The 18,340-nt window shown below is 70.5% G+C and carries 17 protein-coding genes; 9 read left to right on the forward strand and 8 right to left on the reverse strand.

Features of this window, described 5'->3' with window-relative positions; translation table 11 throughout:
- Nucleotides 1-160 precede the first annotated feature (160 nt).
- Nucleotides 161-805, reverse strand: coding sequence for a hypothetical protein (locus tag RAN62_RS36650; RefSeq protein ID WP_305789461.1), 645 nt, complete (start codon nucleotides 803-805; stop codon nucleotides 161-163).
- A gap of 271 nt (nucleotides 806-1,076) precedes the next feature.
- Complete coding sequence (locus RAN62_RS36655; protein ID WP_305789462.1) at nucleotides 1,077-1,730, reverse strand: lytic polysaccharide monooxygenase auxiliary activity family 9 protein; 654 nt, start codon at nucleotides 1,728-1,730, stop codon at nucleotides 1,077-1,079.
- A 130-nt stretch (nucleotides 1,731-1,860) separates the two neighbouring features.
- Here RAN62_RS36655 and RAN62_RS36660 point away from each other — a divergent pair, with 130 nt between their 5' ends.
- Nucleotides 1,861-2,667 (forward strand): Fpg/Nei family DNA glycosylase, encoded by an 807-nt coding sequence (locus tag RAN62_RS36660; RefSeq protein WP_305789463.1) that lies wholly within the window; start codon nucleotides 1,861-1,863, stop codon nucleotides 2,665-2,667.
- Between the two features lie 280 nt (nucleotides 2,668-2,947).
- On the opposite strand, the gene RAN62_RS36665 is transcribed toward RAN62_RS36660, so the two are convergent.
- The 3 genes from RAN62_RS36665 to RAN62_RS36675 all read right to left on the reverse strand — a co-directional run bounded on the left by RAN62_RS36665 (nucleotide 2,948) and on the right by RAN62_RS36675 (nucleotide 7,037).
- Nucleotides 2,948-4,075 (reverse strand): polysaccharide deacetylase family protein, encoded by a 1,128-nt coding sequence (locus RAN62_RS36665; protein WP_305789464.1) that lies wholly within the window; start codon nucleotides 4,073-4,075, stop codon nucleotides 2,948-2,950.
- A gap of 464 nt (nucleotides 4,076-4,539) precedes the next feature.
- On the reverse strand, nucleotides 4,540-5,916 hold the full coding sequence (locus RAN62_RS36670) for an FAD-dependent oxidoreductase (protein ID WP_305789465.1): 1,377 nt from the start codon (nucleotides 5,914-5,916) through the stop codon (nucleotides 4,540-4,542).
- A complete protein-coding gene (locus tag RAN62_RS36675) occupies nucleotides 5,913-7,037 on the reverse strand; it encodes a carboxylate-amine ligase (RefSeq protein WP_305789559.1) in 1,125 nt (374 codons plus the stop codon). The genes RAN62_RS36670 and RAN62_RS36675 overlap by 4 nt, the downstream gene beginning before the upstream one ends.
- 239 nt (nucleotides 7,038-7,276) lie before the next feature.
- Here RAN62_RS36675 and RAN62_RS36680 point away from each other — a divergent pair, with 239 nt between their 5' ends.
- The 3 genes from RAN62_RS36680 (at nucleotide 7,277) to RAN62_RS36690 (ending at nucleotide 11,334) form a co-directional block, all read left to right on the forward strand.
- Nucleotides 7,277-8,635 (forward strand): carbohydrate-binding protein, encoded by a 1,359-nt coding sequence (locus RAN62_RS36680; RefSeq protein ID WP_305789466.1) that lies wholly within the window; start codon nucleotides 7,277-7,279, stop codon nucleotides 8,633-8,635.
- Between the two features lie 244 nt (nucleotides 8,636-8,879).
- Nucleotides 8,880-10,142, forward strand: coding sequence for a chitinase (locus RAN62_RS36685; RefSeq protein ID WP_305789467.1), 1,263 nt, complete (start codon nucleotides 8,880-8,882; stop codon nucleotides 10,140-10,142).
- Nucleotides 10,143-10,218: 76 nt separating this feature from the next.
- On the forward strand, nucleotides 10,219-11,334 hold the full coding sequence (locus RAN62_RS36690) for a chitinase (protein ID WP_438874598.1): 1,116 nt from the start codon (nucleotides 10,219-10,221) through the stop codon (nucleotides 11,332-11,334).
- Here RAN62_RS36690 and RAN62_RS36695 read toward each other — a convergent pair.
- Complete coding sequence (locus RAN62_RS36695) at nucleotides 11,318-12,016, reverse strand: DedA family protein (protein WP_305789469.1); 699 nt, start codon at nucleotides 12,014-12,016, stop codon at nucleotides 11,318-11,320. The genes RAN62_RS36690 and RAN62_RS36695 overlap by 17 nt on opposite strands.
- Before the next feature lie 77 nt (nucleotides 12,017-12,093).
- Here RAN62_RS36695 and RAN62_RS36700 point away from each other — a divergent pair, with 77 nt between their 5' ends.
- From RAN62_RS36700 to RAN62_RS36715, 4 genes are all read left to right on the forward strand, one after another.
- Entirely contained in the window at nucleotides 12,094-13,740 is a 1,647-nt protein-coding gene (locus tag RAN62_RS36700) for an alpha-amylase family protein (RefSeq protein ID WP_305789470.1), read from the forward strand.
- A gap of 85 nt (nucleotides 13,741-13,825) precedes the next feature.
- A complete protein-coding gene (gene fabG / locus RAN62_RS36705) occupies nucleotides 13,826-14,584 on the forward strand; it encodes a 3-oxoacyl-ACP reductase FabG (RefSeq protein WP_305789471.1) in 759 nt (252 codons plus the stop codon).
- Nucleotides 14,585-14,656: 72 nt separating this feature from the next.
- Nucleotides 14,657-15,058 carry a hypothetical protein gene (locus tag RAN62_RS36710; protein WP_305789472.1) on the forward strand — a complete coding sequence of 134 codons (402 nt, stop codon included), beginning with the start codon at nucleotides 14,657-14,659 and terminating at the stop codon, nucleotides 15,056-15,058.
- 2 nt (nucleotides 15,059-15,060) lie between these two features.
- Nucleotides 15,061-16,515 carry a glutathionylspermidine synthase family protein gene (locus RAN62_RS36715; protein ID WP_305789473.1) on the forward strand — a complete coding sequence of 485 codons (1,455 nt, stop codon included), beginning with the start codon at nucleotides 15,061-15,063 and terminating at the stop codon, nucleotides 16,513-16,515.
- A gap of 21 nt (nucleotides 16,516-16,536) precedes the next feature.
- Here RAN62_RS36715 and RAN62_RS36720 read toward each other — a convergent pair whose 3' ends face one another.
- Both RAN62_RS36720 and RAN62_RS36725 read right to left on the reverse strand, forming a co-directional pair.
- Nucleotides 16,537-16,989 (reverse strand): hypothetical protein, encoded by a 453-nt coding sequence (locus RAN62_RS36720; RefSeq protein WP_305789474.1) that lies wholly within the window; start codon nucleotides 16,987-16,989, stop codon nucleotides 16,537-16,539.
- Nucleotides 16,982-17,347, reverse strand: coding sequence for a hypothetical protein (locus RAN62_RS36725; RefSeq protein ID WP_305789560.1), 366 nt, complete (start codon nucleotides 17,345-17,347; stop codon nucleotides 16,982-16,984). The genes RAN62_RS36720 and RAN62_RS36725 overlap by 8 nt, the downstream gene beginning before the upstream one ends.
- A 99-nt stretch (nucleotides 17,348-17,446) precedes the next feature.
- Between RAN62_RS36725 and RAN62_RS36730 the strand changes: the two genes are divergently transcribed.
- Entirely contained in the window at nucleotides 17,447-18,340 is an 894-nt protein-coding gene (locus RAN62_RS36730) for a Gfo/Idh/MocA family protein (protein ID WP_305789475.1), read from the forward strand.

Here is an 18,340-nt window from a genome sequence, read left to right on the forward strand (position 1 = left end):
CCCCGTCCGGGGCCGTATGCCCTCCGAAACAGACGCTCACCAAGTCACATGTCGCGGTGGCCGCGGGATCGCGTCGGTCGCGGCGTGCGGTGGCTGCTGTTCGGCGGCGCCGGGATCAGATGCCGGCCGGGCCGCGCGGTGGCTTTCGGCGGCGCCGGGGTCAGATGCCGGCCGCGGCCTCGTAGCGGCGGCGGGTCTCCGCCATCTCCGGCTCGGACAGCGCCTCCTTCATGGCCAGGTCCGCGTACTTGGGCGGGAACATCTGGCGCAGCCGGTCGACGTATCTGACCTGCGGTGTCGCCTCGACCACGCGAATGCCCGGCGGCTCGGTGGACATGTCGACGATGAGCGGGCCGGCCAGCTTGACGGCCACGTCCCACGGGCGCTTCTGCTCGGCGACTCCGCAGAAGTGGAAGCCGTAGACCGTCCGTACCGCGGCGATCGTGGTGGCGGCGGCGGGTTCGTACCCGTAGACGCGGACCCCGCAGATCACCGGAGCCGGCGCCGCCGGGGCCGAGTGGCCGGCATGGTGATGTTGCTCGGGGCTCTGCTGCTCGAGCGTGTCGCGCATCCGGGTCATGAGCTGGTCCTCCAAGCTGACCGGGGCGCCGGCTTCAACCGCCCCTGCGCGGCCTGCTTCCGAGCCCGCGCCTGCCGGGCCGGCCACTGAGCCGGTGCGTGCGGGGTCGGCCACCGAGCCGGTGCGGGCGGGGTTCGTCTCCGAGCCGGACGCGCGGGCCACGGCGACCGCGCCGCCCGTCACTGCCAGGATCACGGCCACTCCCGCGAAGCGGTTCAGGCCCATCGCTGCTGCTCCTCCCAGGTCGGCCGCGCTGCCTTCGCCTCCGTGGCAGCGCGGATGGTCATGACGGGCGGCGGTGAGCCCGGGTCCGCCGTTCGGGAGCCCGGGCTCGAAGCGAACCGGGGCCCCGATGGACGCCCGGGCTCGGAGCGAACCCGGGTTGCCGGTCCGGAGTCCGGGCTCGAAGCGAACCGGGGCCCCGACGGACGCCCGGGCTCGGAGCGAACCCGGGGCCGTCGGACGGAGCCCCGGGTTCGAAGCGCCTCCGGGCGGATCAGCCGAAGGTCACGTCGCTGCACCACATGTAGGCCTGGTCGAGGTGCGAGGCCTGCCAGATGACGAACAGGATGTGGTTGCCGGTGTAGCCCGACGTGTTGATGTTGAACGAGATGTTCTGCGCCGGGGCGTACCGGCCGGTCTGCGTGATGAAGTCGAGGTTGCTCCAGCCGAGGGTCTGCGTGGCCGGGTTGTAGCCCTGCTTGCTCACATAGACCTTGAAGTAGTCGGCGCCGTGGCTCGCCTGGTCGTAGAGCTGCACCGTGAAGTTGTTGCTGACCCGGGTGCTCTTCCAGGCGCCGGGCTTGTTCAGGCTGTCGTTGCGGGTGAGGCCGTTGCTGCACAGCTGCCCGTTCGGCGTCTTGGCCTCGAACTGCGCGCCGAGACCGTCGCGCAGGGCGCTCATCCAGTTCCACATGGTGTCGGGGTTGGCCTGGAAGGCCTGGTAACACATCGGGTCCTGGGTCTGCATCGCCGGATCCATGTGGTGGCTGCCCCAGGTCTGCCAGCACTGATAGGCGCGGCTCGCCGGGTTGACGATGGTGCCGTGGGCCTGCGCCGGGCCGGCCCAGGACAGCAGGCTGATCATGGTGGCCAGCGCCACGGCCAGCACAAACACCGGCCGGCGGACGGTTGATCGGGATGTGTCCACGGGTGGTCCTCCAATTCCGGGGGATGGGAGCGCTCCCAGCATTGCAGGTATGTTTCGTAATATCAACGTTGATCTATGTCAGACGGTCTCGAATGGCGGAGAAGCGGACAGCTGGCTAGCGTTGTCCGACGTGCCGGAGGGACATACGATTCATCGCCTCGCCGCCCGTCACCGGGAGCTCTTCGCCGGGCAGGCCGTCGCCGTCGACAGCCCGCAAGGCCGCTTCCAGGCGGGCGCCGCGCTGCTCGACGGGCGCCGCCTGGCGGACACCGAGGCGTACGGGAAACATCTGCTCCACCACTACGACGGCGACGCGACCGTCCACATCCACCTGGGGCTCTACGGCAAGTTCGCCGACGGTGAGCTGCCGGCGCCCCCGCCCGTGGGGCTGATCCGGCTGCGCATGACCGGCGAGCGGCACTGGCTGGAGCTGCGCGGGCCGACCGCGTGCGAGATCCTGAACCCGCCCGAGGTCGCGGCGCTGCGAGCCCGGCTCGGCCAGGACCCGCTGCGCGACGACGCCGAGCCCGCTCTGGCCCACGCGCGGATCGGTGGCAGCTCGAAGCCCTTGTTCGCGCTGCTCATGGACCAGACCGTGGTGGCTGGGTGCGGGCTGATCTATGCCAACGAGGTGCTCTTCCGGGCCGGTCTCGCCCCGACGCTGCCGGGCCGCCGGGTGAGCGCCGAGCTGTGGCAGGAGATCTGGGACGACCTACGCGCGCTCATGAAGGAGGGCGTCGCGCGGGGCCGGATCGACACCGTGCACACCGAGCACACCCCCGAGGCGATGCGCCGGGCGCCCCGCGTGGACCGGCACGGCGGCGAGGTGTACGTCTACCGCCGCCCCGGCCAGCCCTGCCTGGTCTGCGGCACGACGGTCGCCCGGGGCGCGATGGCCGGCCGCAACCTCTACTGGTGCCCGTCCTGCCAGAAGTGAAGTCCGAACGGCGTCGCCCGGCTCCGCAAGAAGCAAAAGGCGATCAGTCCTCGCCCGCCGCTGACTCTCGCTTCCCTGACCTGCAGCGCTCCGCTCGCGGGCGTCCAGGAGGGGCGGGACATGCGGCGCTGCTCAACTCATGCGCGCGCCGGGTGGCCGGGGCGGGCGACGGTGCTGACCTCGCGGGCGGGGTGACGACGGTGCCCGGTGCGCGGGCGGGGTGACGACGGCGCTCAGTGCGCGGGCGAAGGCGACGGCGGGGCTGAGGGCGACGGCGGGGTCAGCTTGCGGGCGGGGGCGACGGCGGGGCTGAGGGCGACGGGCGGTCCACTCCGGCGGCTCCCGCGGCGGGGGCCGAGGAGGCCGGAGCGGCCGGGGCCGTCGGGGCCGGCGGGATGCCCGGCAGTCCGAGCGTGAAGCGCGTCTGCAGCCACGGGATCAGTGTCTCGTACGCCTTGATCGTGTCGGGCTGGTTGAAGTCGTGCGACAGCACGATCGCCCCGGGCCGGGTGTGCTTCTGGACGCTCTTGATGACCCGCTCGATGTGCGTGTCGTCCTTCTCGCCCTCGGGGTGGTCCCAGTCGGCCGGGTCGACCTCCCAGTAGAGCGAGGTCATCCCGTCGGCGTAGGCCGTCTGCACCAGCAGGTCGGTGAAGTTGCCGCCCGGCGCCCGGAAGAACGGGATCTCGGCGCCCGGGACGGCGGCGCGGATGGCGGCGTTGGTGCGGGCCAGGTCGGCGCGGATCTTCTCCGGCTTGTCCTTGCCGATGGTGAGGCTGTGGTCCCACGTGTGGTTGCACAGCGTGTGCCCGGCCTCGACGATGTCGCGGACGATGTCGGGGTGCCGCTTGACCTGCTGGCCGACCAGGCAGAAGGTCGCCTTGACCCGATATTTGGCCAGCATCGCCAGCAGCTTGGGCGTCTGCTCGGGGTCGGGCCCGTCGTCGAAGGTCAGCGCGACGGTGGACGAGCCCGTGGTGCGCAGCGACTGGCCCGGGCCGTCGCCGGCGGGCACCAGCACGGTCTGCGCGGCGGCGGTCGGCGTGGCCGAGGCGCCCGGGGTCGCGGCCGGGACGGCGTGCGTCGGACCGGCGGACTTGCCGGAGCCGGCCGCTTCGGGCGCACCGGCCGTCTGGTCGGCGTCGCCGGCGACGGGCTTGCCGGCGGGGGCGTCGGCGGTGTCCTGCGGCTTGGTCTTGGGCTTGCTGGTCGCCGTGACGGCGTGGTCGGCTGCGATCGGGTCGACCGTCGTGTCGCCGCCGCGCTGCTGCATGGGCAGGATGACCGCGAACAGGCCGGCGACGACGAGGGCGCCGAGCACCACCGACTGGCGGGTCCGGCTGAGGGTGCCCGAGCCCGGGGCGCGGTGGGCGCCGCCGGAGGAGCGCACGCCGGGCAGCCCGCGCACGGTGACGACCGGTTGGTCCGGGTGGGAGTGCCGGCCCCGGCGGCCCGAGCCCGCGTCGAGCGCGGCGCGGCGGCCCCCGGCGATCCGGCGGGTGGAGGACCCGGGCGCCGCGGAGTCCGCACGCGGCTCGGAACGCCGATGCCGTCCGAACTCGCCAGTGCCACCGGTGAGAGCAGAACCCGGCGTGGCCGACGAAGGCGCAGCAGCCGACGAAGACGCGGATGCCGAAGAAGAAGACGCGCGCGAAGAGCGCGAAGGGGCGCCGCTGACACGGGCGCGCGGGGCCGGCCCGGCCGCGTGTCGCGGCCCGCTTCCGGTCGCCGTACGTTTGGGGGGTTGCGGCGGCATTCGTCATGGATACCGTTTGGCTCGATCAAAAACGATACCAATATCGTGTACGCGCAATTACACCCGGTCATTGACGCTGGTGAACCGAGTGTGATGAAGCGCCGAGGTGATAAGACTCAGCGTGAGGCGTGGACCTCGTCGGTCGCTTTCCGGGCGGCGATGAGCACCGGATCCCACACGGGGGAGAACGGCGGCGCGTAACTCAGATCGAGCGCCGTCATCTCCTCGACCGTCATGCGGTTCCAGATGGCGATGGCCAGCGAGTCGATCCGCTTGGCCGCCTCCTCGCGCCCGACGATCTGGGCGCCCAGCAACATTCCCGTACGCCGCTCCGCGATCAGCTTGATCGTCATCTCCGACGCCCCGGGGTAATAGCCCGCGCGACTGGTCGACTCCACCGTGGACGTGACGAACGCGAAGCCCGCCTGATCCGCTTCCTTCTCGGTGAGTCCGGTGCGCGCCACTTCGAGTTCGCACACCTTCGTGACGGCCGTGCCGATGACTCCGGGAAAGGTCGCGTATCCGCCGCCGAGATTGATGCCCGCCACCCGGCCCTGTTTGTTGGCGTGCGTGCCGAGCGGGGCGTGCAGCGGGCGGCCGCTGATCCGGTGCACGGTCTGCACACAGTCGCCCGCGGCCCACACCCCGGGGACGGGCCCGTCCGGCCCCACGACGCGCATGCGCAGATCGGTCCGAAGGCCACCGGTCGGGCCCAGCGGGAGGCCGGCCTCGGCGGCGAGGGCGGTGTTCGGGCGGACGCCCAGCCCGAGCACCACGATGTCGGCCGGGAGTGTCCCGTCGTCGGTGACCACGGCACGCACCCGGCCGTCCGCGGTCTCGAGCCCGGTGACGTGCGTGTCCGTGCGTACCTCGATGCCCAGCCCGCAGATCGCGTCGCGCACCCGGCGGCCCATGTCGGGATCCACCGTGGACATGGGCTGCGCCGACTTCTCGACCAGCGTGACGTCGAGCCCGCGGCGGACCATTGCCTCGGCCATCTCCACGCCGATGTAGCCGCCGCCGATGACCACGGCCTTGCGGCGCTCGGCGGACGACAGCCACTCCATGATGGCGGTCCCGTCGTCGAGCGTCTGCACGCCGAAGACGCCGGCGGCATCCACCCGCGCCCACTCCGGCGTGACCGGGACGGCGCCGGCGGCGTACACGAGCTCGTCGAAGCCCTCCCGGCGCTCGCCGCCGCCCGTCAGGTCCCGCGCGACCACCTCGCGCCGGTCGAGGTCGATCGCGGTCACCTCGTGCCGCAGGTGCACGTCGATCCCGGCCTGCGCGAACTCCGCGGGCGTCCGGGCGATCAGCGCGTCCCGGTCCTTGACGGCGCCGCCGATCCAGTACGGAATCCCGCACGCCGAGTAGGACGTGAAGTGCCCGCGCTCGAACGCCACGATCTCCAGCTCGTCCGGTCCCCGGCGCTTACGGGCCTGCGACGCGGCCGACATGCCCGCCGCGTCGGCGCCGACGACCACGAGCTTCACAGCTCGGGGGCGCCCTTCGTGGTGGCGGCCAGCCAGTCGACGACGTCCGAGACGGTGGCGCCCTGGGAGAGCAGTGCGCGCTGCCGGGCCGCCCCGGTGCCGTGCGAGCGCAGCCGGCCCATCAGGATCGTCGCCATCTCGAGGTCGCCGTGGCGCTCGAGCTCCGGGCGTACGTAGTCGAAGAGCTGGCGCATCAGCCGCCACGCCGGGCGCGGCTCGCGGGTGGCCATGTCGATGTTGAGCCCCTCGAGCCCGTCCTTCGCGGCCCGCCAGTGCGCGGCCATGAGCAGCGGCTGCGGCACGTCGGGAGCCTGCTTGCCGTCCTGCACGTCGCTGAGGATCGTCGCGACGAGCGCCCGGGCGAGCGCGGCCAGCAGCAGCGTGTCGTCGAGCGAGGGGCAGACGTCGCCCATCCTGATCTCGACCGTGGGGTAGTTGGCGGAGAGGCGGGCGTACCAGTAGAGCATGCCCTCGTCCAGTGCGGCGCCGCTCGCGATGAGGTCGGAGATCATCGTCAGGTAGTGGTCGTGCGACTGGAGATAGGGCGTCGGGCCGACGGTGGGCCAGCGCTCCCACTGCATCGAGCGCCAGCTGGCGTACGTGGTGTCGCGCCCGGCCCACAACGGCGAGTTGGCCGTCGCCGCCTGGAAGATGGGCAGCCAGGGGCGCAGGTGGTTGAGGACCTGCACGCCCGTCTCCGGGTCGGGGATGCTGACGTGGACGTGCATGCCGCACATGCCGCCGCCGGGGGAGAGCTCGCCGAAGCGCTCGCGCATCCGGTGGTAGCGCGGCTTGTCGACCACGCGCGCGTTGGGTCCGGCCGCGGGGGCGGTGCCGACGGCGAGCAGCCGGACGCCGGCGGCCTCGGCGGCGCTCGCGATGCCGGCGCGCACATGCCGCAGAGCGTCGTACAGACCGCGCAGCTCGAGCTGGGGCGGGCTCGCCGTCTCGATCTGGCTGCGCATGAACTCGTGCTGCACCGCTTCGGCCAGCTCGTCGGGAACCTGGTCGAAGACCTCCTCGACCGCCTCCACCGCGCGCGGCTCGACCGCGTCGACCAGGAGGTATTCCTCCTCGACGCCGAGCGTCAGCAGGCCCTGGGACTCGGCCTCGTCGCGCATCTCCTCGGAGATCGTCGTCGCTCCTGCTGCGGTCTCCGAAGTCGCCATGCGCCGCAAGATACCCCCTGGGGTCGGCCGGAAAACGAACATCGTCCCCAGCCTGTCGCGGGCCCGGCGCCCCCGGGACGTTTCAGGCTTCTTGTCGCCCGGTCGTGCATTGAGATTGATAGATATTGACTCGATCTCGTAACGTCCCCGAAACTCTGTGAGAGCGCTCTCACGATCAAGGAGCCGTCCTCATGAAGATTCGTCTCGCCCTGGCCGCCGGTGCGGCCGTCCTCGTAGCCCCGCTCGCCCTCGCCGCCACCGCCGACGCCTCGCTGCCGCCCCCGCCCTCCGGCTGGACCCAGGTCTGGGCGGACGACTTCACCGGGTCCGCGGGCACCCTGCCCAGCTCGGCCAACTGGATCTTCGACACCGGCACCAGCTATCCGGGCGGCCCCGCCAACTGGGGCACCGGCGAGATCCAGACCTACACCACGAGTACGAGCAACATCAGCCAGGACGGGTCCGGCAACCTGCGCATCACGCCGATCCGCAGCAGCTCCGGCCAGTGGACGTCGGCGCGCATCGAGACGCAGCGCAGCGACTTCAAGCCGCCGTCGGGCGGGGTGCTGCGGCTCGAGGGGCGCATCCAGATGCCGAACGTCACCGGCGCGGCGGCGTCGGGTTACTGGCCGGCGTTCTGGGCCCTCGGCGCGCCCTATCGCGGCAACTACCAGAACTGGCCGGGCATCGGCGAGCTCGACATCATGGAGAACGTCAACGGCATCAACCAGGTCTGGGGCACGCTGCACTGCGGCGTCAACCCGGGCGGCCCGTGCAACGAGACGAACGGCCTCGGCGCGACGCGGGCCTGTCCGGGCTCCAGCTGCCAGGGCAATTTCCACACGTACGCCTTCGAGTGGGACCGCAGCACGAGCCCCGAGCAGCTCCGGTGGTACGTCGACGGGACGCAGTTCTTCACGGTCACGTCCAGTCAGGTCGGCGAGCCGTACTGGACGAACATGACGTCGCACAACGGTTACTTCATGCTGCTGAACGTGGCGATCGGCGGCGCCTTCCCGAACGGGGTCGCCGGGTCCGCGACGCCGACGAGCGCGACCGTCTCCGGCGTGCCCATGCTGGTCGACTATGTCGCGGCCTACACCCGGGGCGGGGGCGGCACCACTCCGCCGCCGAGCGGGGGCACGCGGGACGCCTACTCGACGATCGAGGCCGAGTCGTACGACGCCGCGTCCTCAGTGATCAAGGAGACGGCTTCGGAGGGTGGCCAGAACGTCGGCGCGATCGGCAACGGTGACTGGCTGCAGTTCAACAACGTCAACTTCGGCTCGTCGGCGCCGCGCGACTTCCTGGCGCGGGTGTCCTCCGGCGCGGGAAGTGGCGTCAGCGGTCTCGTCGAGGTGCGCGTGGACAGCCGGTCGAATGCGCCGATCGGGTCCTTCGCGCTCGGCAACACGGGCGGCTGGCAGTCGTGGCGCTCGGTGCCCGGCAACGTCTCCGGGGTCACCGGCACGCACACGGTCTACCTGACCTTCACCAGCGGCCAGTCCGCCGACTTCGTCAACGTCAACTGGTTCCAGTTCCGCCGCTAGGGGTTTTTCCACTCACACACGTCGCCCGGTGCGGCATCGCGATCTGGACGCGTCAGCGGCCAGCGATGTCGTGCCGGGCCCTCGGCGTGAGCGACGGTCTGTACGCCCCACCCAGCTACGACATCCAGAATTTGATCTTGATCTGGACGTTAACTGGAAATTAAGTTGGCCAATACCTTTACAGGCTTTGTAAACACTCCTAATAATTGGGCCACCCCATCCCCCTGGTGGAAGGCCCATCCCCATGCGCCGATCCCTTCCCCTGGCCGTCGCCGCCGTCGTCCTGACGTCCGGCGCCGGCCTCTACCTCGCCACCGGGGCGAACGCGGCCGTCGCGTGCGCCCCGGCCTGGTCCTCGTCGCAGGTCTACACCGGCGGCAACCAGGCCTCCCAGAGTGGCCACAACTACACCGCCAAGTGGTGGACGCAGAACGAGTCGCCGGCCATGCACAGCGCCCAGTGGGACGTCTGGGCCGACAACGGCGCCTGCGGCACGGGCGGCACCGACCCGACCACGCCGCCGACGACCCCGCCCACCACGCCGCCGACAACCCCGCCCACCACGCCGCCCACCACCCCGCCGACCACGCCCCCTCCCTCCAACGGGACGCTGCCGAAGCACGTGGTCACGGGTTACTGGCACAACTTCGACAACCCGGCCCAGGAGATCAAGCTGGCCGCGGTGCCGAACACGTACGACCTCGTGGCCGTCGCCTTCGCGAACGCGACCTCCACCCCGGGCGCGGTGTCCTTCGCCGTCGACCCCGGGCTGGCGGCGAGCGTCGGCGGCTACACCGACGCGCAGTTCAAGGCCGACGTCGCGACCCTGCACAGCCGGGGCAAGAAGGTCATCATCTCGGTCGGCGGCGAGACCGGCACGGTGTCGGTCAACGACGCGACCGCCGCGACGAACTTCGCCAATTCGGTGTGGTCGGTGATGCAGACGTACGGCTTCGACGGCGTCGACATCGACCTGGAGAACGGCGTCAACCCGACCTACATGGCCCAGGCGCTGCGGAGCCTGCGCACCAAGGCGGGCTCGGGCCTGATCATCACGATGGCCCCGCAGACGATCGACATGCAGAACCCGGCCGGCTCGTACTTCAAGCTCGCGCTGGACATCAAGGACATCCTGACGATCGTCAACACGCAGTTCTACAACTCCGGCGCCATGCTGGGCTGCGACCAGAACGCCGCGTACGGCCAGGGCTCGGTCAACTTCATCGTCGCGCTCGCCTGCATCCAGCTCGAGGCGGGTCTCCGCCCCGATCAAGTCGGGATCGGCGTGCCGGCGACCACCAGCGCGGCCGGCGGCGGCTACGTCACCCCGGCGGTCGTCAACCAGGCCCTCGACTGCCTGGCCCGCGGCACCAACTGCGGCTCGTTCAAGCCCCCGCGCACCTACCCCGGGCTGCGCGGCGCGATGACCTGGTCCGTGAACTGGGACGTCACCGCCGGCAACGGCTGGGCGAACGTCGTCTCCCCCCACGTCCACGCTCTCCCCTGAGGAATCCCCCGTGAAGAAGTCCCTCCTGGCGGCCCTGGCCGTCACCGTCGCCGGCGGCGCCGCGGCGATCATCCCCATGACGGCCTCGAACGCGGCCGTCGTCTGTGCCCCGGCCTGGTCCGCCAGTGCCGTCTACACGGCCAGCAACCAGGCCTCGCAGTCCGGTCACAATTACACGGCCAAGTGGTGGACGCAGAACGAGTCGCCCACCACGCACAGCGGCCAGTGGGACGTCTGGGCCGACAACGGCGCCTGCGGCGGCACGACCGACCCGACCACCCCGCCGACCACGCCGCCCACCCAGCCGCCGGCGACGGGCACGAAGATGGCCTCGGCGCCCTACATCTACCCGGGCTGGGGCAACCCGCCCGCGCCCTCGACGGTCATGAACGCCACCGGCATCAAGGCCTTCACGATGGCCTTCGTGCTCGCCAACGGCTGCAACCCCGTCTGGGACGGTGAGGGCGGCCTGACCGGCGGCGTGCACGCCAGCACGATCAACGCCATCAAGGCGGCCGGCGGCTCGGTCGTCCCGTCGATCGGCGGCTGGTCGGGCAACAAGCTGGGCCCGAACTGCTCGACGCCCGAGGCGCTCGCCGGCGCGTACCAGAAGGTGATCGACGCCTTCGGCCTGCAGGCGATCGACATCGACATCGAGAACAGCGACGAGTTCGAGAACACGGTCGTCCAGGACCGCATCCTCAACGCGCTGAAGATCGTCAAGCAGAAGAACCCGTCGGTGAAGACGATCCTCACCTTCGGCACCTCGCCGACCGGCCCGAACTACTACGGCACCCGGCTCGTGCAGCAGGCCAAGGCGCTGGGCGCGAACATCGACATCTTCACCCAGATGCCGTTCGACTTCGGCGGCGGCAGCGACATGTACGCGGCCACGGTCGGCGCCTCCGAGGGGCTCAAGAACCTGCTCAAGACCACCTTCGGCTACACCGACGCGCAGGCGTACAGCCACATGGGGATCTCCGGCATGAACGGCCTGTCCGACCAGCAGGAGCTGACCAGCACCGCGACGTGGACCAAGATCCGTGACTACGCGAAGAGCAACAACTTCGCTCGGTTCACCTTCTGGGCCGTCAACCGTGACCGGGGCTGCGCCGGGGGCGGCGTGGTCTCCGACTGCTCCGGCATCGCGCAGGGCGACTGGGAGTTCACGCGGATCAGCGCGGGCTTCTGATCTCCTTGTCCGTGGCGCGGTCCTTCGGGGCCGCGCCACGGCGTTTCCGGACCTTCTTCACGATCCAGCTGACCACCATGTAGAGGATCAGCGCCCAGATCGCGTAGTCGAACCAGTGGCTGTACTTCTCGACGTTCTGCCAGCGCTCGCCGAGCACGTAACCCCCGCCGACGAAGAGCGCGTTCCACACCCCGCTGCCGATCGCGGTGAGCAGCGTGAACAGACCGAGCCGCATGTGGTTGGCGCCGGCCGGGATCGACACCACGCTACGGACCACGGGCGCGACGCGGCCGAAGAGCACGGCGGCCTTCTCGTGGCGCTCGAACCAGCGGTCGGCCTTCTCCAGGTCGTCCGCGTCGACCAGCGGGATGTGGTCGAGCCACCGCTTCAGCCGGTCCTCGCCGACACCGCGGCCGAGCCAGTAGAGCAGCAGCGCGCCGACCACCGAGCCGGCCGTCGCCGCGGCCCACATCAGGATCAGGTTGCCCTTGCCCTCGCTGGCCAGATAGCCGGCCAGGGACAGCACGATCTCGCTGGGGATCGGCGGGACGATGTTCTCGAGGGCGACGAGCAGGCCGACGCCGAGGGCGCCGAGGGAGTCGATCACCGACGCCACCCAGCCGGTCAGGCCGCCCGCCTGGGTCAGGTCGGCCTCGGCCGCGAGGACGTGGGGGACGCTCATGACTCTCTGCCTACCCGGCCCGGCCGGAAAGAATCCCTGGTTTCCGCGCGGGCAGCGGTGGGGGATGTAACAGGGACATGAGCGACCGGTGGTACGAGAAGGCCGTCATCTACTGCTTGGACATCGACACGTTCGCCGATTCGGACGGCGACGGCGTCGGGGACATCCGGGGACTGATAGGGCGGCTGGACTATCTCGCCCGGCTCGGCATCAACACCCTGTGGCTCAACCCCATCCACCCGACGCCGGACAAGGACGACGGGTACGACGTCTCCGACTTCTACAACGTGGACCCCCGGTTCGGGAGCCTCGGTGACTTCGCCGAGCTGCTGCACCAGGCGGAGAACCGCGGCATCAAGGTCATCATCGACCTGGTCGTCAACCACACGTCGGACCAGCACCCGTGGTTCCAGTCGGCGCGGTCGTCGCCCGATTCGCCGTACCGGGACTGGTATGTCTGGAGCGAGACCGAGCCGCCGGACCGGCACCAGGGCATGGTCTTCCCGGGCGAGCAGGACACGACCTGGAGCTACGACCGGACCGCCAAGCAGTGGTACTACCACCGCTTCTACAAGTTCCAGCCGGACCTCAACATCGAGAACCCGCAGGTCCGCGCGGAGATCAAGAAGATCTGCGCCTTCTGGCTGCAGCTCGGCGTCGCCGGCTTCCGGATGGACGCGGTGCCGTTCATCATCGAGGAGACCAAGCCCGGCAACCCGGCGCCGCCCAAGGACCTCGAGTTCCTCAGCGAGCTGCGCCAGCACGTTCAGTGGCGCAAGGGCGACGCCGTCCTGCTGGCCGAGGCGAACGTCGAGCCCGACGAGCTGAAGCACTTCTTCGGCGATGACGGCGGCTCGTCCAACCGCATCCACATGCTCTTCGACTTCATGCTCAACAGCCGGCTGATGCTCGGCCTGGCCCGCAAGGACCCCGAGGGCATCATCGACGCGCTGCGCGACACCCCCAAGCTGCCCGCGGGCGGTCAGTGGGCGACGTTCCTGCGCAACCACGACGAGGTCGACCTCTCCCGGCTCACCGCCGAGCAGCGGGCCGAGGTGTTCGCCGAGTTCGGACCGGACGAGACCATGCAGCTGTACGGGCGGGGCATCCGCCGCCGCCTCGCCCCGATGCTCGGTGGCGACCGTCGTCGCATCGAGCTGGCCTACGCGCTGCAGTTCAGCCTGCGCGGCACGCCGGTGATCCGCTACGGCGAGGAACTGGGCATGGGCGAGGACCTTTCCCAGGACGGGCGCAATGCCATCCGTACGCCGATGCAGTGGTCGTCGCTCCCCAACGGCGGCTTCTCGACCGCGTCGCCGGACAAGGTGGTGCGGCCGGTCATCTCCGGTGGTGACTACGGCTACGAGACGGTCAACGCCACGCTGCAGCGCCACGATCCGAAGTCGCTGTTCTCGTGGTTCGAGCGGATGATCCGTACGCTCCGGGAGACGCCCGAGGTCGGCAGCGGCAGCTGCACGCACGTCGACGTGCCGGTGCCGCACGGCGTGCTGGTGCACCGGGCCGACGCCGACACCGGCTGCATGGTCTTCATCCACAACCTCGGCGAGTCCGACGCCGTGGTGGACCTGAGCTCGCTGGCCGCCGAGGCGGAGTTCCCCAACGACATCCTCGCCGATCAGCAGTATCCGGACCTGGACAAGTTCGACGCCCTGCCGGTGGCCGGCTACGGCTACCGCTGGATCCGCCTGCGCCGATACGCGTGAGATCTTGCACTCGGCCTCACAATTGTTCACCGGCCGGAAACACATCGATAGAGTCGGTCTCACATCGAGCATCTGGAGGCCACGAATGACCCAGCCGAGCCGGGTAGCCATCGTCACCGGAGCCGCGCGCGGGATCGGGGAGGCGACCGCGCGCAAGCTGGCGGGCGACGGCCTCGCGGTCGCCGTCGTCGACCTCGACGAGGGGGCGTGCGCGAACACGGTGACGGCCATCCACGACGCCGGCGGCACCGCGCTCGCGGTCGGCGCCGACGTCTCGGACGCCAAGCAGGTCACCGCGGCCGTCGAGCGGGTCACGGCCGAGCTCGGCGCCCCGACCGTGCTGGTCAACAACGCCGGCGTGCTGCGCGACAACCTGCTGTTCAAGATGACCGACGACGACTGGGAGACCGTGATGGCGGTCCACCTGCGCGGCGCGTTCCTCTTCAGCCGGGCCGTGCAGAAGCACATGGTGGACGCCGGCTGGGGCCGCATTGTCAGCCTCTCCAGCACGTCGGCGCTGGGCAACCGGGGTCAGGCGAACTACGCGGCGGCGAAGGCCGGGCTGCAGGGCTTCACCAAGACGCTGGCGATCGAGCTGGGCCGCTTCGGCGTCACCGCGAACGCGGTCGCGCCGGGGTTCATCGTGACCGATATGACCGCGGCGACCGCCGCGCGGGTCGGCGTCGACTTCGCGGATTTCCAGAAAGCGGCGATCGGCCAGATCCCGGTCGGCCGGGCGGGCCGTCCCGAAGACGTGGCGAACACCGTATCCTTCCTGGTCAGTGAGGGCGCCGGATTCGTCTCCGGTCAGGTGATCTATGTCGCCGGCGGCCCTCGCGCCTAGTTACTGAAGTTGTCCGGGGTCGCTACACATGAGTAAGGGACCCCGGACAGCGAAAGGGCGGAGAAGCCGACTGTGACACGACGGATGACCTCGCGTAGCGTCTCGTTGACCAGCACGTTCCTGCTGCTGGCGGCCGGTGGCGCGGCCGCGTGCGACAACGGGAACCAATATCAGGACGAGGGCTTCTACTGCGCCGACGCCAACGGTGTCATCGTCGACGAGGACTACTGCGACGACGACTACCACGGCGGCGGCGGGGGCGGCGGCTTCTTCATCTGGCATTCGTCCGGCTACCGGTCCGGTTATCCGATCGGCTCGCGGCTCCCGGCGGGCGGCTCCAAGTTCGCCTACAACGACGCGGCGGCCCGGCGCTCGTTCGGCCTGCCGTCCACCGGCAAGATCGGCAACGGCACCGTGAAGACCAGCGTCGTCGGCAAGGGCGGCACCGGCACCTCCGGAAAGTCGGGCAGCTGACCATGCGCCGTGTCCCCTACGGGCCCGTTCGCGAGGGCTGGCAGCTCACCAACTACAGCCTCGGGCTGACGTACAACGACACCGAGCTGCCCGACGGCACGATGCTGTCGTACTGGCAGGAGGGGCCGTACTACGACTTCACCCAGGCCGAGATCGAGGAGCTGGAGACGGCGACCTCGACGCTCTACCAGATGTGCCTCGACGCCGGCGACTGGATGGTCAAGCAGTGCCCGCGCCACACCGCGCAGGGCCGGCGCGACGGCTACTTCACGTCGGTCTGCACCCCTGACGCCTGCTTCCTGACGAAGATCGGCATCCCCGAGTACACGCACGAGCAGATCATCCGCACCTGGTACGACGGCGACGCCGAGACCTGGACCCACCTCGACAAGGACCCCGACAACCGGGTGCCCCTGCAGACGCCCGACTTCTCGCCGACCGTCTACGGGCGCTTCGACCTCTGGTACAACGGCGCCGGCACCGTGCCCCGGCTGCTCGAGTTCAACGCGCAGACCCCGACGTCACTGGTCGAGGCCGCCGTCATCCAGTGGCACTGGGCCGACCAGACCAACCTCACCCAGCACGAGTGGCGCCAGTGGAACTCGATCCACGACCGGCTCGTCGGCTGGGAGGCCACCCCGGACGAGCCCGCCGACCCGGGCGCCTGGCGCCGCAACATCGCCAAGCTGCGCGAGGCCCGGCCCTGGCTCCCGGAGAAACCCAAGATCTTCTTCGCGTACGAGACCAGCGAGCCGACCGGCGAGGACCGGATGAACGTGGCCTACCTCATGAGCACCGCCGAGGAGGCCGGCTTCGGTGTCGAGCTGATCGCCATGAGCCAGATCGGCTGGGACGTCAACGGCGACCGCGTCCTCTTCGTCCCGGCGCCGGGGCAGGAGCACAAGGCCGAGCCCATCGACGTGATCTTCATGCTCTACCCGTGGGAATGGTTCTGGAACGAGGAGGGCGGCAAGGCCTTCTTCCGCAACATGGCCGACCCGTCGAAGCGCGGCACGGTGTGGATCGAGCCGCCCTACAAGGCCGCGCTGCTCGGCAACAAGGCGCTGCTCCCGGTCCTGTGGAACCTCTTCGGCAACGACCCCGAGCGCGGCAAGTACCTGCTGCCCGCCTACTTCGCCGAGTCGTCCAAGGCGGCGACCCTGACGTCGTACGCGAAGAAGCCGGTCTGGGGCCGCGAGGGCGGGTCGGTCACGCTGATCAAGGACGGGGTCACCCTCACCGCCAACCCCAGCGAGTACGGGTCCGACGGGCGCTATGTCGTGCAGGAGCTGTGCGAACTGCCGTCCTTCGACGGGCTCGAGGGCACCGTGCACCCGGTGATCGGCTCATGGCTCATCGACGGCGAGCCGGCCGGGATGGGCATCCGCGAGGGCATCGGCCAGGACGGCCTCGTGACCAAGGACGCCTGCCACTTCCTCCCGCACGTCATCAGCTAGCTTTCCGTCGCCGGACCCCGGCTAGCCGGCCTGGGCGGTGCTCTCCTTCGCCGGGCGGTTGCGCCAGAGCCACCAGAGGCCGATGAAGGGGAGCACGAGGGGGACGTAGCCGTAGCCGCTGCCGTAGTGCGACCAGACGGTGTCGTCGGGGAAGGCCACCGCGTCGGCGATGCTGAGGGTGCCCACGATGAGGACGCCGAGGAGCTCGATCGAGCAGCTGACCAGGGCGATGCCGCGGCCGCGGGTGCCGCCGATCGCGAGGCCGACCGTGGCGGCGATGTAGACCAGGCCGGCGAAGGCCGAGAGCAGGTAGGCCAGCGGCGCCTCGGAGAAGTGCGTGGTGATCTGGACCAGGGCGCGGGCGCTCGCCGAGAGGGCGAAGATGCCGTACACCAGGAGCAGCACGCGGCCGAGGCCGGAGCCGATGGCGGCGTCCCGGGGCCGGGTCTGGGTGGGGGTCGGCTGCTCAGCCACTGGTCACCTCCGCGATCTGCTGCAGGCGCAGCACGAGTACCGGCAGCGTCAGTGCGGCGACGCCGAGAATGAGGGTGCCCCAGCGGGTCGGCTCCAGGCGGGCCAGATAGACGCCGACCGGCGCGAAGGCGACGGTGGTGATGAGATAGCCGACGAAGGTCGTCGTGTCGCTCGGGCGGTCACCGGTGAGCAAGCCGGCGATCGCGACGACGACCAGCACGACGACGAGCACGCCGAGCCCGAGCATCGCCCACAGGTCGGTGTTGGTCGGGCGCTTGTCGAGGGCACATCGCACGAGGTACCAGACACCCAGCACCAGGGCCACCACGATCGTCGCGAGCGAGAGCGGGCCGTTCATCACCGGCACAGCGTACTGAGCGGCCGGGGCGTGTTAGCTTTCGCCCGGGTGGATCATCGTCCTGCCCCCGGGCGGATCTTGACAGGAAGGCGGCGCGGCATGCGCTTCGGACTCTTCGGCACGGGGCCCTGGGCTCATCTGGCGCACGCGCCCGCCCTCGCGGCGCACAAGGACGTCGAGCTGGTCGGCGTCTGGGGCCGCAACCCGGCCAAGGCCGCCGCTCTCGCCCAGGAGCACGGCGCCACGGCCTACGCGGACATCGACGCCCTCATCGCCGACGTCGACGCCGTGGCCGTCGCCCTGCCGCCCGACATCCAGGCCGACATCGCCCTGCGCGCCGCCCGGGCCGGCAAGCACCTGCTCCTCGACAAGCCGGTCGCCTTCACCACCGAGGCCACCGACGCCATCGTCAGCGCCGCCGCGGAGCACGACGTGGCGAGTGTGGTCTTCTTCACCCGCCGCTTCATGCCGGCCATCCAGGACTTTCTCGACCAGGTCAGCGCGACGGGCGGCTGGCTCGAGGCCCGCGTGGACCACCTCGGCTCGATCTTCCAGGACGGCAACCCCTTCGGCGAGTCGGTCTGGCGCAAGGAGAGCGGCGGCCTCTGGGACGTCGGCCCGCACGCCGTCGCCCTGGTCCTGCCCGTCCTCGGACCGGTCACCCAGGTGACCGCCCTCGCCGGCGCCCGCGACATGACCCACGTCCTGCTCCGCCACGAGAGCGGCGGCATCACCACCCTCACGCTGACGGTCGACGCCCCGGAGAAGCTGGAGCGTGAGGACGCCTCCTTCCACGGCGAGTCGGGCATCGCCGTGGTCCCCGCCGTCCAGTGGGCCCCGGTCGACGCCTTCGCCCGGGCCGTCGACGCCCTGATCACCGCCGCGGCCGGCGGCCCCGCCTCCCCGCTCGACATCCGCTTCGGCGCCCAGGTCGGCCGCATCCTCGCCGCCGCCGCCGAATCCATCGACACCGGCCGCACCATCACCCTCTGA

Source organism: Symbioplanes lichenis (assembly GCF_030709675.1).
GTDB lineage: Bacteria > Actinomycetota > Actinomycetes > Mycobacteriales > Micromonosporaceae > Actinoplanes > Actinoplanes lichenis.